Annotated in this window: 16 protein-coding genes and 1 pseudogene; 9 read left to right on the top strand and 8 right to left on the bottom strand. The window is 68.7% G+C overall.

Annotation, left to right across the window (positions count from 1 at the left end):
* The 3 genes from AC30N0_RS01435 to AC30N0_RS01425 all read left to right on the top strand — a co-directional run.
* On the top strand, positions 1-149 hold a 149-nt coding region (locus AC30N0_RS01435), incomplete at its 5' end, for a MoaD/ThiS family protein (protein WP_489516158.1).
* Between the two features lie 6 nt (positions 150-155).
* Entirely contained in the window at positions 156-653 is a 498-nt protein-coding gene (locus AC30N0_RS01430) for a molybdenum cofactor biosynthesis protein MoaE (protein ID WP_489516156.1), read from the top strand.
* Positions 654-840: 187 nt separating this feature from the next.
* Positions 841-1251: a hypothetical protein gene (locus AC30N0_RS01425; RefSeq protein ID WP_489516155.1), complete on the top strand. Its 411-nt coding sequence runs from the start codon at positions 841-843 to the stop codon at positions 1249-1251.
* A gap of 45 nt (positions 1252-1296) precedes the next feature.
* Here AC30N0_RS01425 and AC30N0_RS01420 read toward each other — a convergent pair whose 3' ends face one another.
* Both AC30N0_RS01420 and AC30N0_RS01415 read right to left on the bottom strand, forming a co-directional pair.
* The gene (locus AC30N0_RS01420) at positions 1297-2031 is read right to left on the bottom strand and encodes a hypothetical protein (RefSeq protein ID WP_489516154.1); all 735 of its coding nucleotides are present in this window, start codon (positions 2029-2031) and stop codon (positions 1297-1299) included.
* A 363-nt stretch (positions 2032-2394) separates the two neighbouring features.
* Positions 2395-2538, bottom strand: a complete 144-nt coding sequence (locus tag AC30N0_RS01415; RefSeq protein ID WP_489516153.1) for a hypothetical protein — start codon at positions 2536-2538, stop codon at positions 2395-2397.
* A gap of 284 nt (positions 2539-2822) precedes the next feature.
* Here AC30N0_RS01415 and AC30N0_RS01410 point away from each other — a divergent pair, with 284 nt between their 5' ends.
* From AC30N0_RS01410 to AC30N0_RS01390, 5 genes and pseudogenes are all read left to right on the top strand, one after another.
* Entirely contained in the window at positions 2823-3494 is a 672-nt protein-coding gene (locus AC30N0_RS01410) for a TraR/DksA family transcriptional regulator (RefSeq protein ID WP_489516152.1), read from the top strand.
* Complete coding sequence (locus AC30N0_RS01405) at positions 3436-4284, top strand: DUF3047 domain-containing protein (RefSeq protein WP_489516151.1); 849 nt, start codon at positions 3436-3438, stop codon at positions 4282-4284. The genes AC30N0_RS01410 and AC30N0_RS01405 overlap by 59 nt, the downstream gene beginning before the upstream one ends.
* 133 nt (positions 4285-4417) lie before the next feature.
* Positions 4418-4840, top strand: a complete 423-nt coding sequence (locus tag AC30N0_RS01400) for a universal stress protein (RefSeq protein WP_489516150.1) — start codon at positions 4418-4420, stop codon at positions 4838-4840.
* Between the two features lie 38 nt (positions 4841-4878).
* A pseudogene (locus AC30N0_RS01395) lies at positions 4879-5142 on the top strand (YeeE/YedE family protein); the annotation flags it as partial.
* 12 nt (positions 5143-5154) lie between these two features.
* The gene (locus AC30N0_RS01390) at positions 5155-5592 is read left to right on the top strand and encodes a DUF6691 family protein (protein ID WP_489516149.1); all 438 of its coding nucleotides are present in this window, start codon (positions 5155-5157) and stop codon (positions 5590-5592) included.
* A gap of 58 nt (positions 5593-5650) precedes the next feature.
* Here AC30N0_RS01390 and AC30N0_RS01385 read toward each other — a convergent pair whose 3' ends face one another.
* The 5 genes from AC30N0_RS01385 to AC30N0_RS01365 all read right to left on the bottom strand — a co-directional run bounded on the left by AC30N0_RS01385 (position 5651) and on the right by AC30N0_RS01365 (position 12137).
* Positions 5651-6682, bottom strand: coding sequence for a zinc-dependent alcohol dehydrogenase (locus AC30N0_RS01385; protein ID WP_489516148.1), 1032 nt, complete (start codon positions 6680-6682; stop codon positions 5651-5653).
* A gap of 201 nt (positions 6683-6883) precedes the next feature.
* Positions 6884-8863: a PAS domain-containing hybrid sensor histidine kinase/response regulator gene (locus AC30N0_RS01380; RefSeq protein ID WP_489516147.1), complete on the bottom strand. Its 1980-nt coding sequence runs from the start codon at positions 8861-8863 to the stop codon at positions 6884-6886.
* A gap of 8 nt (positions 8864-8871) precedes the next feature.
* On the bottom strand, positions 8872-9402 hold the full coding sequence (locus AC30N0_RS01375; protein WP_489516146.1) for a methanogen output domain 1-containing protein: 531 nt from the start codon (positions 9400-9402) through the stop codon (positions 8872-8874).
* Positions 9403-9561: 159 nt separating this feature from the next.
* Entirely contained in the window at positions 9562-11667 is a 2106-nt protein-coding gene (locus AC30N0_RS01370; RefSeq protein WP_489516157.1) for a TonB-dependent receptor family protein, read from the bottom strand.
* A 338-nt stretch (positions 11668-12005) separates the two neighbouring features.
* Positions 12006-12137: a hypothetical protein gene (locus AC30N0_RS01365; protein ID WP_489516145.1), complete on the bottom strand. Its 132-nt coding sequence runs from the start codon at positions 12135-12137 to the stop codon at positions 12006-12008.
* A gap of 13 nt (positions 12138-12150) precedes the next feature.
* On the opposite strand from AC30N0_RS01365, the gene AC30N0_RS01360 reads away from it, so the two are divergent.
* Positions 12151-12612 carry a hypothetical protein gene (locus AC30N0_RS01360; RefSeq protein ID WP_489516144.1) on the top strand — a complete coding sequence of 154 codons (462 nt, stop codon included), beginning with the start codon at positions 12151-12153 and terminating at the stop codon, positions 12610-12612.
* Between the two features lie 626 nt (positions 12613-13238).
* On the opposite strand, the gene AC30N0_RS01355 is transcribed toward AC30N0_RS01360, so the two are convergent.
* Positions 13239-13644, bottom strand: a 406-nt coding sequence (locus AC30N0_RS01355; RefSeq protein ID WP_489516143.1) for a S41 family peptidase, incomplete at its 5' end; no start/stop codon positions are given.

The raw sequence follows: 13644 nt of genomic DNA, 5'->3' as shown, positions 1-13644 counted from the left end.
CCCTCGTCGCGCGCGGCGGCCGACACGCCGAGGCGTTCGGCCGGCCGCGGCTGCTGCGCAGCGCCCGCAACCGCGTCCTCTGCAGCGAGGCCACGCTGCTTCAGGCAGGCGACGAGGTCGGCTTCTTCCCGCCGGTGACCGGCGGCTGATCCGGCATGGCTGCGTCGTCGCCGCGCGTCTCGGTCCAGGCCGCGGACTTCGACCTCTCGGCCGAGGTCGCCACCCTCCGTGCCGGCGACGCCGGGGTGGGCGCCGTCGCCGCCTTCGTCGGCACGGTGCGCGACCGCAACGACGGCACGGGCGTTGCAACGCTCGAGCTCGAGCACTACCCCGGCATGACCGAAGCGTCGATCGAGGCCATGATCGACGAGGCGATGCGCCGCTTCGAGATCCGTGCCGCGCGCGTCGTGCATCGCGTCGGCCGGCTGGCGCCCCTGGACCAGATCGTGCTCGTCGCCGTAACGTCGTCGCACCGCGGCCAGGCCTTCCAGGCCTGCGAGTTCCTGATGGACTACTTGAAGACGCAGGCGCCGTTCTGGAAGAAGGAGGCGGGCGAGGGCGGCTCGCGCTGGGTCGATGCGCGGGTGTCGGACGATCGTGCCCTGGCGCGCTGGGGCATCTCGCCCGGCAACGCCGAGCCGGCGAGCGGCTGAGCATGCCCTGGGCGGAGATGGCGGCGGTTTCCTGCGGCGCCGTCGGGCAGCTCCCTGCTTCGCTGGGGCGCCGGGCTCTGGCTCAACCCGCGCTGGTCCGGCTTCCCGCTCGGCACGCACCAGGGGGCTCTTGCAGCCTTCGAGGCCTGGACCGTGCTGCTGCCGGACACGAAGCAGGCCGTGGCTGTTGATCAATGCGAAGAGCGACCTGCCCTTCAACGGCCTGGATGGCATCACAAGCCGGCTGACGATCGGTGTAGTGAACCTGCTGCGTGGCCAGCCGACGCCAGATGGGCCGAGCCTTCGGCAGGCCTACCTTCCGTTCAACGCGGCATGGACCATCGCCATGGTCGCCCTGTCCGCATGGGCTGCGCGCGCGCGCCGCATCGGACGGTCCGTGACGCTCCTGGGGGTGGCCGTCGCGATCGTCACCGCGCTGGGGGTTTCTGGCCTGAACCCGAGGGTGCTGTCGACTTTCGCGCCCGATGTCGCGTCGGTCGTGGCGGCCGCGCTGGTCCTGCTGTGCTGGCCAGCGGCGCTAAGCGCGGTGGCTTGGGCGCGCCGTGCATACGCCCGAACGCGCCGACAGTCGCCATGAACCGAAGCTGCTGCGGCGCGATCCGTGGCGTGCGTGGCGCTGCTTTCATGTCCTCGCTTGCTCAGGCATCCGCAACTGAACCAGCGGCATCAGTGCGAACGCTATCTGTGCTGCAAGACCCAGGGCGTAGCTCGTCTCCCCGTACAGTGCGAAGTGCTCTCCCGGCGTGCGGCCGAAGAGCAGCGCGCCGACGGCAAGTTCGGCGAGCAACAGCAGCGCGAGCGCGACTCCGCCCATGACCGCGCGGGCTGCTGCCGTGGGTGCCACCGCAAAGCGGCGAACGACGATTCGGCACAGGAACCACGAGGCGCCGAGCATGATCGGAAGCTCGATCAGCACCCCGAGCAGGCGCCGGGCGCCGGGCGCGTCTTCGACGAAGAGCGTTCTCGCCGTGCCCAGCAAAAACCCCAGCCCGAACGCCAGCGCGAAGTAGGCGATGCCCGGCAGGGCCGCCTGTGCGTCCACGCCGGTCGGCCGGCCACGGGCGTGCTTCATGACTTCGTGACCAGCACATTGGTCAATGGGCGGCGCGGGGCCTCGGGCGCGACCTGCGTCGGGATGCCTAGTCTCAACAGCAACTGCGCATGACCCGGGTGGCTGGGCCCATTGAATGGCGTCGCCCTCGGCCACGAGCGCCGCCGCGCCGAGGCGCTGATCAGCCGTCTCGAGCACGGCAAGCGAGGCGGCTTCGCTCCGTACCGCATCGACGAGCCTGCGCAGCGCCCCCAGGTCGACCGTGGCATCGGCAACGCGCTCGCGGGAGGTGCGGCGCTCGGCCATCGCAGCCTGCAGCGCCAAGTCCGCCAAGGCGGCACCGGTGGTGACAGGTGCACACGGGCCAAGAGGTCGGTGTCGGCGGCGTCCGGCCACGGTTCCACGTCGGCTTGCGGGCCTGCGGCGGCGGCGTCAATCCGCAGGTCGAGCAGCGCGCAGCCGCAGCTGATCGTGAGCTCGCGATCGGCTGGGTCATTGACCGGCAGCGCGCGCGTGCGGTCGGCCAGCAACTCGATCACCGTGTCTTCCAGCCGGAACAGCACGGCTGCGTGTCGTGGCTGGACGGGGCCAGCGCGGCCGCTTGCGCCAAGGCGTGCAGTGGGTGGGCTGACGAGCTCATGCTGATCTCCTTCTCGCTGGTTCGGTGGCTCAGCCCGGCTTCGTCATGTAGCCCATCCAGGGCCAGTACGTCATCGCAAAGACGGCCAGGAGCAGGAACGCCGCCAGGGTGATCCACAGCCCGGTGCGGACGAAGTCGCGGGCGTCGAACGGGTCGGTGCCATACGTGATCATGTTCTGCGGTGGGACTCGGCGTCGGTGGCGCGAGCGCCGCTGTCGAAGCTGCCGTGTCGATGGAACCTCCTGATCACGAGATCGTGCCCGGGAAGGAGCGGCTTCCATTGACCTGCGTCAAGCCAGCTGCGTGCGCAGAAACATCCACGAGGCCAGCGGTCAGCGGTTCCAGAAGCAGCAGTTCATTCGAGACTCGCTGGATGGCGCTGCTCGTCTCTTGATTCGCATCAAGGTGTGCGGCGCGACGTTTCCCACAATGTCGAATCGACTCTCCTGGCGCGATCATGCAACTCCGGACGCAAACCCATCTCAAGGCTCTACGCGACGCCCTGGTCTATCGCTTGCACGAGCTCGGGACCGAGGTCGATGCCGCGGGCGCACTGGCGCGCGGCAACCCCGTCGCGAGCGCCGGCGAGGTCTCGGATCGAAAGGACGCGGCCGCGACCTGGCAGGCAACGACCGTGGGGGCTGCGGAGGAGCGCCGCGATCTCGATGAGATCGTCGGCATCCGGGCGGCCCTGCGGCGGCTGGACGACGGTGTATACGGTGACTGCGAGGCATGCGGAGAGCCGATCCCGTGGCAACGCCTGCTCGTCCAGCCCGCCGCGCAGCGCTGCGCGGCCTGCAGTCGTCGTTCGAGACGAGAGCGCGGGCCCACCCTTCACAGTAGCGCGGCCGGTCCTCGCCAACCGGTCTTGTCATGTCCACACCCTTCGATGCCGTGCCGCGGCGCAGCGTTCTTCGTCGCGCTATCCACCCGCGGTCGCTTGGCGCGGCCTCGGCTCTGCCGGCTGCTTCGAGGTGATCTCCGGCTCTCGCTGCCCGGCCACCGACGGCCGGCTGCCCGGCGTCGACGCCGACCTGCGCGACGCCGCGCCCTCGTCGCGCAGCGGAGGGGTGGGCTTCGAGCCCGGGAGCGCTTCGTGGACCTGGACACCGGCAGGGTACGCCACTGATGATCCCTCCGTGGAACCGCCGGATCCGGGAAAGACGTGCAGGGCGCGCCGACGCTGGTGCCTGAGCGGCGCTGCGGTCCTCGCGCTCGCCGGCTGTGCCCGCCTCCCGCGCCGCGCGCCCGCGCGAGCGCCGCGTCAGCCGGTGTCCTTCTCGCAGGCGTCGACGCTGGGCGAGTTGCCGGCAGGCTGGACGGTGCAGGTGCCCCGGCCCGACCTGGCCCGGACGCGTTACGAGGTCGCCGAACGCGGCGGTCGAAGAGTCCTCCACGCCGTTGCAGAGCGCTCCGCTTCCGGCTTGCGCTGCGACGTCGATGTCGATCCCGCCGTGACGCCATGGCTCGAGTGGGACTGGCGCGTGACGACGGTGCAGAGGGAGGCGACCGTGGCCGTCGACGCGCGCGACGACGCGCCGGCGCGATTGGCCGTCGGCTTCGACGGCGAGATCGCCACCCTGGGGCTGCGCGACCAGATCTTCGGCGAGCTGGTCCTGGCCATCACCGGCTACACCCTCCCGTTCGCCACGCTCATGTACGTGTGGGCCGGCGTGGCGCCGGTGGGAAGCGTCTTCCGGTTCGCCCGCAGCAGCCGGATCCGCTACCTGGTGGTCGAAAGCGGCGGCGGCGGCGCGGATCGCTGGCGGGCCTACCGGCGAAACGTGGTCGAAGACTATCGACGTGTCTTCGGCGCCGAACCCGGGGCCATTCGCGATGTCGGCGTCGTGACGGACAGCGATGACCTGAGTACGTCGTCCGAAGCCTGGTACGGGGACATCGCGTTCCTGAACCGGTGAACGCGGACCCGGTGTCGGCGCTGGACGGAGCGGCGGAGCCGGGGACCGGCTCCCTGTCGTCGCCCGCCTTGATCTCCGTCAAACCGACGTCGGCGGTGGCCGGTGAGACTGCTGCCAGGTTTCAGGAGAAGTCATGAAGATTCTGATCGCCGCCGACGGCAGCGACTACACCAAGCGCATGCTGGCATACATCGCCGCGCACGACGAGTGGCTCGGTGCGAGGCACTCGTACACGGTGATCCACGGCGTTCTCGCTGTGCCGCACCGCGCGGCAGCGTTCGTCGGGCAGACCGCCGTCCGCGAGTTCTACGAATCGGATGCGGAGCAGGTCTTTCGCCCCATCCGCGCCTTCTTCGCCCAGCAGGGAATCGTGGCCGAGTTTGTGCACACCGTGGGCCACGTCGCCGACTCGATCGCGGAGCTTGCCGAAAAGGGCAAGTTCGACCTTATCGTGATGGGGACGCGCGGGCATGGCGAGCTCGCCAATCTCGTGCTCGGGTCGGTCGCCACCAAGGTGCTCGCCAAGTGCTCGGTACCCGTGCTCCTGATCCGTTGAGCTGCGGCGCCTTGCCGGGCCGCGACGCCCTCGAACGCTTCGTGCTGGGTCTCGTCGCGGCGCCCTGGGCCTACGCGTTGGTGGCGGCCCTGCCTCAGCCCCGCATCGATGCCTCTTTCGGTGCCCTGGTCATCGCCGGCCTGCTGGTGGGCGTGGGCACCCGGTACGGCTCGGGCTGCACCGGCGGACACGGCGTCTGCGGCTTGGCTCGCCTGTCGCCGCGCTCCCTGACGGCCACGGCGGCTTTCATGGCGGCGGGCTTCGCGACCGTCTACGCTGCCCGCCATCTGCCCGGCATCTGAGGAGCCCATGCCATGACTGTCCTTGCGTCACTGCTGGCCGGCCTGGTCTTCGGCCTCGGTCTCGTCGTGTCCGGAATGGCCGACCCCGCCAAGGTGCTGGGCTTCCCGGACGTGGGCGGCGCCTGGGATCCTTCGCTGGCGTTCGTCATGGCCGCCGCCATCGCCATCGCCGCGCTTGCGTTTGCGGTGGCGAGGAAGCGCACGGTGTCCTTCCTGGGGGCTGCGATGCAGCTGCCCACCGCACGCGACATCGACCGTCGCCTGGTGATCGGAAGCATTGTCTTCGGCGTCGGCTGGGGCATCGCTGGCTTCTGCCCGGGCCCCGGTCTGGCCGCACTCGGAATGGGCGAGATCAAGGCACTCGTCTTCGTCGGGGCGATGCTGGTGGGCATGAGCACCTTCGAACTCATCGAACGTCGCAGGCTGCGCTCCGGCTTGCGGACGGGCTGAGTCCGCACACGACAAAGGGCGGCACGATCACGAGATGGCCATGGCGACTCGACCCCGATCAGGCATCCGGAGCCATGCGCAGCACGACCCGGCCTTCGACGTCGCCGTGCTTCAGCTTGGCGAAGATCGCGTTGATGTTGTCGAGCCGGTCTTCGCTGCAGATGCCGCGGACCTTGCCTTCGCCGGCAAAGGCGAGTGCTTCCTGAAGGTCCTTGCGGGTGCCGACGATCGAGCCGCGCACTGTCTTCGCGTTGAGCACGACATCGAAGATGGGCAGCGCGAAATCGCCCGGCGGCAAGCCGACGAGCGACATCGTGCCGCGCTTGTGCAGCATGCCGATCGCCTGCGAGAAGGCGGTGCGCGACACGGCGGTGACAAGCACGCCGTGCGCCCCCCGCAAGGCGCGTTGCACTTCGGTGGCGGGGTCCTGCACGCTCGCGTTGATCACCATGTCGGCGCCCACACGCGTGGCGATCGCGAGCTTGGCATCATCGATGTCGACCGCGATGACGTGGAAACCCATGGCCTTGGCGTACTGCACGGCGTAATGGCCGAGCCCGCCGATGCCGGAGATGGCCACCCAGTCGCCCGGCTTGCAGTCCAGGACCTTGAGCCCCTTGTAGACGGTCACTCCGGCGCAGAGCACCGGCGCGATCTCGCCGAACGACACGTTGGCCGGCAGGTGGCCGACGTAGCCCGGATCGGCCAGCACGTACTCCGCGTAGCCGCCGTTGACGGTGTAGCCCGTCATCTGCTGCTCGTCGCACAGCGTTTCCCAGCCGGTGATGCAGTGCTCGCAGTGACCGCAGGCCGTGTGCAGCCACGGCACGCCGACCCGGTCACCTTCCTTGATCCCCTTGACCCCCACGCCGAGCGCGGCCACGTACCCGACCCCCTCGTGACCGGGGATGAAGGGCAGGGCGGGCTTGACCGGCCAGTCGCCGCCGGCGGCGTGAAGATCGGTGTGGCAGACACCCGAGGCGACGACCTTGACGAGCACCTGGCCGGCAGTGGCCTCGGGGACGGGGACTTCTTCGATGCGCAATGGCTCGCCGAAACTGTGGACAACGGCGGCTTTCATGGTGTTCATGGCAATCCTCTGGACGTCGCGGCTGACCCGCGTCTCGCATTGAGCAGCAGGTTAGACAGTCCAGCGCGCTGCACCTTGATCCTGATCAAGCGGTCCGGGTGGACGACCCGCGGCGCTGCCGACCCGATGCCGGGAGCGCGCGGAGTGCGCTTTTGCATCGAGGCGACGTTCCCGGCTGACGTTCGTGGCCATCCGGGCTGCTCATCGCTGCGGCGCCGCGCGATGAGCGGCGAGGATCCGCTCCAGCTCATCGAGGTCGACCGGCTTCGTCAGGAAGTGATCGAATCCGGCCGCCACGCCCGCGAGTCGGTCGCTCTCTTGCCCGTATCCGGTCACCGCGAGCAGGAGCACGCCCGGTCCCGGCTCGGTCTGCCGAATGCGCCGCGCCAATGCGTAGCCGTCCATTCCGGGCATGCCGATGTCGAGAAGGGCGACCTGCGGTGGCGCCTCGGCGAACTGCTGCAAGGCTTGCGCAGCGCCGTGGGCGGTCTGGGCCTCGTAGCCCCACTCGGTGATCATCGCCGCCAGGGATGACGCAGCGTCTTCGTTGTCATCGACGACGAGCACTCGGGGGCCGAGCGGCGCTGGGGCCACAGTGGTTGCCCGCAGGGGTGGGGGCAAGGGCTGGGGCGTTCCACTTCGCAACGGAAGACGGACCTCGAACGTACTGCCCTGTGCCACGCCGTCGCTTCTGGCGCTGACCTCGCCGCCATGCATGTGGGTGATGGCGCGAACGACTGTCAGGCCGATGCCCAATCCTCCTTGAGAGCGATCGAGGGAGCGCTTGCCTTGGGTGAAGAGGTCAAAGACGCCGGGCAGCAGGGAAGGCTCGATCCCGTCGCCCGAATCCTGAACCGCCACCACGACGGCTGCTCCATCGACCCGGGCCGTCAGCGAGATCTCGCCGCGGACCGGTGTGTACTTCGAGGCGTTGTTGAGCAGGTTGCTGAACACCTGGACCAGCCGCGTCGCGTCTGCCTCGAGCAGCACGTCCGGCGGCGCAGCCGTGGAAAAACGCTGCTCACGCGACTGGATCAGCGGCCGGCTCATCTCGACGGCCTGCTCCATGACCTCGGCCAGCCGAACAGGGACCTTCTTGAGCTCGATGCTGCCGCGAGTCAGCCGCGCCACGTCGAGCAGATCATCGACGAGCCTTGTCATGTGGGCCAGCTGGCGGCCCATCATGGAGGCGAGCTTCACGACCTCCTCCGGGTTCGCCGCTGACCGGCGCAGCAGCTGCACGCCGGTGGCCAGCGGAGCCAGGGGATTGCGCAGCTCATGGGCGAGCATGGACAGGAAATCGTCCTTGCGCTTGTCCGCTTGTTCGAGCTTCAGGGTCTTGGCCTGCAGCTCACGCTCCATCCGGTGCCGCTCCGTGATGTCGTGGAAGACGAGCACGACCCCAAGCAGGTTGCCCTCGTCGTCCTGGATCGGGGCACCGGAGTCGTCGATCGGTCGTTCCGTCCCGTCCCTGGCGATCAGCAGCGTGTGATTCGCAAGACCGACCACCCCGCCTTCCCTGAGCACCCGCGCGACCGGGCTTTCCACCTCGGCGCGCGTGTATTCGTTGACGATCACGAAGACGCTGTCCAGCGGCTTGCCGAATGCATCGTCGATCGACCAGCCCGTCAGCGCCTGCGCGACGGCGTTCATGAGAGTGATGTTTCCGCGGCTGTCCGTTGCGATGACGGCATCGCCGATGCTGCCGAGGGTGACGCGCAGCCGGTTGGTCTGCGTCTGAAGCGCGAACTCCGCGGCCCTACGCCGCGTCACTTCGCGGGTGAGTTCCTCGATGCGCAGATTGAGCGCGACGAACCGATTCGCGGCCGCCTCCCTTGTCGAGACACGCAACAAGATCAGGGCCGGCGAGTCCTCGGAGCGAGGACGGAAGAGGCCTCCCTCGCATCGACAGGGGGTGGCTCCCCCGGCCGGGCCTCTAAACGTGATGGCGCCCGGCAGGAGCGTCCTGCTGCGCGAGCTGAGCCGGATCAGCTCGGCGGCGGCCTGCCGATCCTGATCGCTGAGGTCGCCCAGATGCCTGCCGACGAGGTCGGGCGGGCTCAGGCCGAACAGGCTGCCGGCGGCCTGATTGGCGTGGGCAATCGTCCCGTCGGCCTCCAGAAGGAGCATTGCCTCGGGCAGAAGCCCCGCGAACGCCTCGAATGCAGCGATGCCCTGCATGCGCGCGCTCAGGCCTTGAAATACTCGCGGCCGGCGGCAGTGGAAACGCCCTGGCCCACGGGCCTCAGGTAAACCACGACGCGACACTCGCCGTGACCTTCAGCGATCGTCCGCTCCAACGCGACCTTCGCGTAGCCCAGGTTCTGCGCGGCGATGACCCCGAATACGTTGGAGGTCATCATGCACATCGCCGGCCGGCCAAGCACTTTCTCGGCAAAGGGGCAGTCGTTGTTCCTGAAGACGATCTTCTCCGCATCCTGCTCCTCGATGTAGAAGCTGCCCTGGATGCGGCGCTTGAGGTCGACGAGGACGGCAGCGACCTGCTCGCGAGACAGAGCCGGGATCTGCAGCGCGGCCTTGTAGCTCTCGTTGATCTGATCCCCGACGCGCTGGCCCACGACGCTCACGAAGCCGGAAGCCTCCTGGAGCCCGACCACGTCCTGCAGCGTGCCGGCGAGCTCGCGAATGAGGGTCCGCAGGAAGACGTCCCGCTCGAGGGGGATGGTCAGAGCGGATACGGAGGTGGCGTATGCATCCATGGAGTGCCTTCGAAAAAAACGCCGCGCCAGTATGGCAAACAATGCGGCGCGCTTGCTTCCTGGAACCCGTGGAGGCAATGCAGCTTTCCACGGTGCAAGGTCCCCGGCAGCGCCGGCGGCCGTACACGTCTCCTGCTGGGTCGGACGACGCTTGTCGCCTCAGAACGCGGCGACTGCGGCGACCCCGACGGTCCAGGCCCTCTGCGGCGCAGGCTCGAAGAAGCGCGCGTTGCCTTCGTTGACGATCACCGAGCCGGCATAGCGGCGGCCGAAGACGTTGTCGATGCGGCCGAAGCCGCTCAATTGCCAGGCGCCCACCTGCGCCAGGTAGCCGAGGTGCACGTTGGCGACGGCGTGGCCGCCGGCAGCATCGCTGCTGGCGTCATTCACGTAGACGCGGCCGAGGGCGCGGGCGTCGATCCCGCCGCGCCAACCGAGCGCCGGCATCCAGGCCAGCGATGCATGCAGTGCCGAGCGGGCGACACCGGGGATGCGATTGCCGGCCGGGACGGTTACGTTCGGGGTCGCGCAGGGCGCGCCGGCGCAGGTGGTGAACGCGTCGATGTAGCGAGCGTCCAGCCAGGTCCACGAGATCTGGCCCTGAAGGTCCCTGCCGAGCTCCGCCGACCATGCAGCTTCCAGCCCGCGGCGCCTCGTCTTGCCTGCGTTCTGGAACGTCGAGCGCCCGCCCAGGTTCGTCTGCGTGACGATCTCGCGCTCGGTGCGCGTCTCGAACAGGGCGAGGCCGGCCGAGCCCCACCGGGGCGACCTCGCCTTGAGACCCACCTCGAGGTTGTCGCTGCGCGAGGCCTGCAGACCCAGGTTGAGACCCGTCTCGCCGTTCGGGCGATAGGCCAGCTCGTTGAACGTCGGGGTCTCGAAGCCGCGCCCGACGGTGGCGTAGGCGCGAAGGTCGGGCGTCACCGCGAACATCAGGCCGAGGACCGGCAGCGTCGCCTTGAACTTCACGCTGCCGCTGTCATCGGGGTTGATGCCCTGGACGAACTCGTCGCTCGAGCGGAAGCGCACGTTGCTGCGGCGAACGCCCGCGTGCAGGTTCCAGCGCTCGGCGAACTGCCACGAGCCCTGCAGGTAGGGGTCGGCATTCACGACCTTGTTGTGCTCGTCGCGTCGCAGGTCGCCCCGCACGCCGAGCGCGGTGCCCACGAAATTGCGGTAGCCGCGCCGATGCTCGGAGAGCTCGTCGTAGGCGAGTCCGCCGATGACCTCGAACCGGCCCCGGGCCAGGCTCGTCTTCGCGGTCCAGCGCAGGTCGACCCCGTCGTAGTCTCGCTCGAGGTCGATCACGCCACCGGGGTGCAGCGGGCTCGCCTGCGGCCCGGTGGGGATCGCCTGGAACTGCTCGGTCTTGCGCCTGCCGCCGTAGAGCAGCGCGCGCACGGAATGGACAGCGTCGACGCGCCGCTCGTAGATCACGCCCGCCTGCGTCTGGTCGACCGTCTTGCGCGTGTTGAAGGCGATCGCCACCGGATCGACGCCGCGCGGGTCCGCCTCGAACTGCGCCCGCGTCAGGCCCAGCGGATCCTGTGCCTTCGGCAGCGACACCACGTTCGCGATCAGGGTCAGGGTGCTGCCCTCCTCGGGTCGCAGGGTGACCTTGACATTGCCGAGCCGGCGCTCGGCGGCGCTGTGCTCCCGATAACCATCGGTCGTGAAGGCACTGGCGCTGAGCACGTAGCCGAAGCCGCTGCTGCCACCACTGGCCTTCAGGCCCAGCCGTCCGGTCCGGTCGCTGCCTCCCGCGACGTCGATGCCCAGCTTCGGCGCGCCGCGACCCTCTTCGGTGAACACCTGGATGACGCCGCCCGAGGAATTGCCGTACAGGGCGGAGAAGGGACCGCGCAGGATCTCGATGCGATCGACCGAGCCGAGGTCGACGTTCGTGATCTGGCCCTGGCCGTCCGGCAGCGTCGCCGGGATGCCGTCGACGTAAAGGCGCACGCCGCGGATGCCGAATGTGGAGCGGGCGCCGAAACCGCGCACCGAGATCTGCACGTCCTGCGCGTAGTTCTGCCGGTCGCGAGCGAGCAGCCCGGGCACCGAGGCCAGCGCCTCGGAGATGTTGACCTGCAGACGGGCGTTGCGAATGCCGCTGCCCTCGATCCGCTCGGTCGAGGCGGGGACGTCGAAAGGATCGGTCTCGGTGCGTGTGGCCGTGACCATCACCGGCGCCAGCTGTGCCGCACCCGGGGCCGGGCCGGCCCCGGACGTCGCGCCTTGCGCGCAGGACGCCTGCGACGCCATGGCGAGAACCGCCGCCAGGGCCACCTTCTGCGCGATGTCGCCTTTCCCGCGCTGTCGTTCCCGATCCATCTCAGCCACCGATGGCCTTTCCTCGCACCGCCTGGGCCGCGCGGGCCGGTTGATCACGATCGCTCGCGAAGAAGCATAGCCCCTGAGGCAAGCTCGAAGGAGGGCAGGTGCAACGTGCCCACAACAAGGCCAGGTGAGAGCGCCAGAAACGGACCAGTCCGGGTTTGCCGACTACTTGGGGCGCTATGCATGCAAGAGGCTTCGTGAGCCGTAGATGGTTGTGAAGCCGCCTTCGGACTGACTTCAAACACAGGGGGAATGGACATGGTTCAGAGGACGAGATGGGTGTTGACGGCCTCGGTCGGCTTGGCCTTGTCGGGTGGCTTGTTCGCTGCTGCGCCGACCGTCACGACGGAAGACTTCGTCGACAAGCTCGATTCGCCCTGGGACATGGCGTTCATGAAGGAGGGAACCATGTTCTTCACCGAGAAGTGCAAGGGATTTCGGTTCGACTTCCGTCGGGCACCACAACAAGCCCACTCGCCCAACCAGATGGGCGCCATGGAGCCCAAGAAGCGCTCGGCCTTCATGCCGATGACCGACCTCAAGACCTACCCGAAGGCGATGAAGCCGGCGTGGAACAACAAGGGCTTGTCGCAGGGCATGTTCTGCAACGCCTTCCTGTCGGGACCGCAGTGGAAGGACTGGGACGGTCAGATGGTGGTCGGCTTTGCCGGCATCGGCATCCATGGCACGTCGGTGGGCAACCGACTGGATGTGCTCAAGATCAGTGCCGACGGGTCGTCTGCAACGAAGACCGATTTCTCCTGGCCGACGGTCGCCGGACGATTCCGCGGCTGTGACCAGGGCCCGGACGGCAATCTGTACGTCGCGCTCGAGGACCAGGGCAAGATCATCCGTGTGAAGCCGCAGTAACCGCAACTCGCAAGCGCGCTGCCTCGCGGCATCGCGCGTACGCCAGCCAGAAGAACGCAGCCGACGTCCTCGCCAGGAAGATCCGGCGGGGCGGAGCCGGCGTGTGGGGCCAGGACGTGATGCCTCCGCAGCCCCAGGTGTCCCGCTGCCGAAGCGAGCGCGTTGGCGAGGAACGTGCTCTCGCTGAAGTGAACGGGGCGACGATGGGTCCGGCCCGCAAGACCGTGCTGGTCCTCGCCCTTGTCGTCGGCAGCGAGCACGTCTCTTCGCAAACGTTCCACTACGTGGAGCAGCGGTCCCTGCCCGGGCGACGAAGGTTCCGCGGACGGCCACACGTGGTGTTCCCCTGTCCGGGAGCATCAGCGTTGCCTGTGGGCTCGACCAGGGCTCCTACACGGTGACCCTGAACTCGACCGATCCCGGCGCGACATTCGCCCCCAGGACCTTCGTCGTCAATTTCGGCCGCATCGTCGGCAGGGGGGCTTTGCCGTCACGTTCTCGACGGTCGGCGTCCAGAGTGTCTCGGCGACCATCACCTCGAACATGGGCAGCCCGGGGGCACGGGGTCGGTTCGCCAGCATCGCCAGCGAATTCAATGTCGTGAATCCTTGATCCGGCGACCGCCTTCAGGGGTCGATGTCGGCGAGCCCCGTGACGAAGGCGTCGATGCTTCCGGCGAGCAAGTACGTCAGCGCGCACGACAGCGCCGGATCCGGCGCCGCCACGATCGCGCAGCGCCTGGCATCCAGCCGCACCTGCGCCCGGTTCAGCGCGGACGCGTAGGCGGGCGCGGCCGAAGGGCCGGCCGCGGCGCGTGAAGAATCGCGCTGGGCCGGCTCGAGCAGCTCGATGTCGGGAGAGACCCCGGTGCGATGCACCGTGTCCCCGGAAGGACCGTGATAGATGGCCGTCGTCAGCTTGATCGCGCCACGGTTCTCGCCGAGCGCAAACGTGGTCTGGACGCTTCCCTTGCCGAAGCTTCGCTGACCCATCACGGTGGCGCGGCGGTTCTGCTGCAAGGCGTCGGCGACG

The organism is Rhizobacter sp., assembly GCF_031412495.1.
Classification (GTDB): Bacteria; Pseudomonadota; Gammaproteobacteria; order Burkholderiales; family Burkholderiaceae_C; genus Schlegelella_A.
The sequence above is the reverse complement of the archived record's forward strand: the minus strand, read 5'-3'. Positions and strand labels throughout refer to the sequence as shown.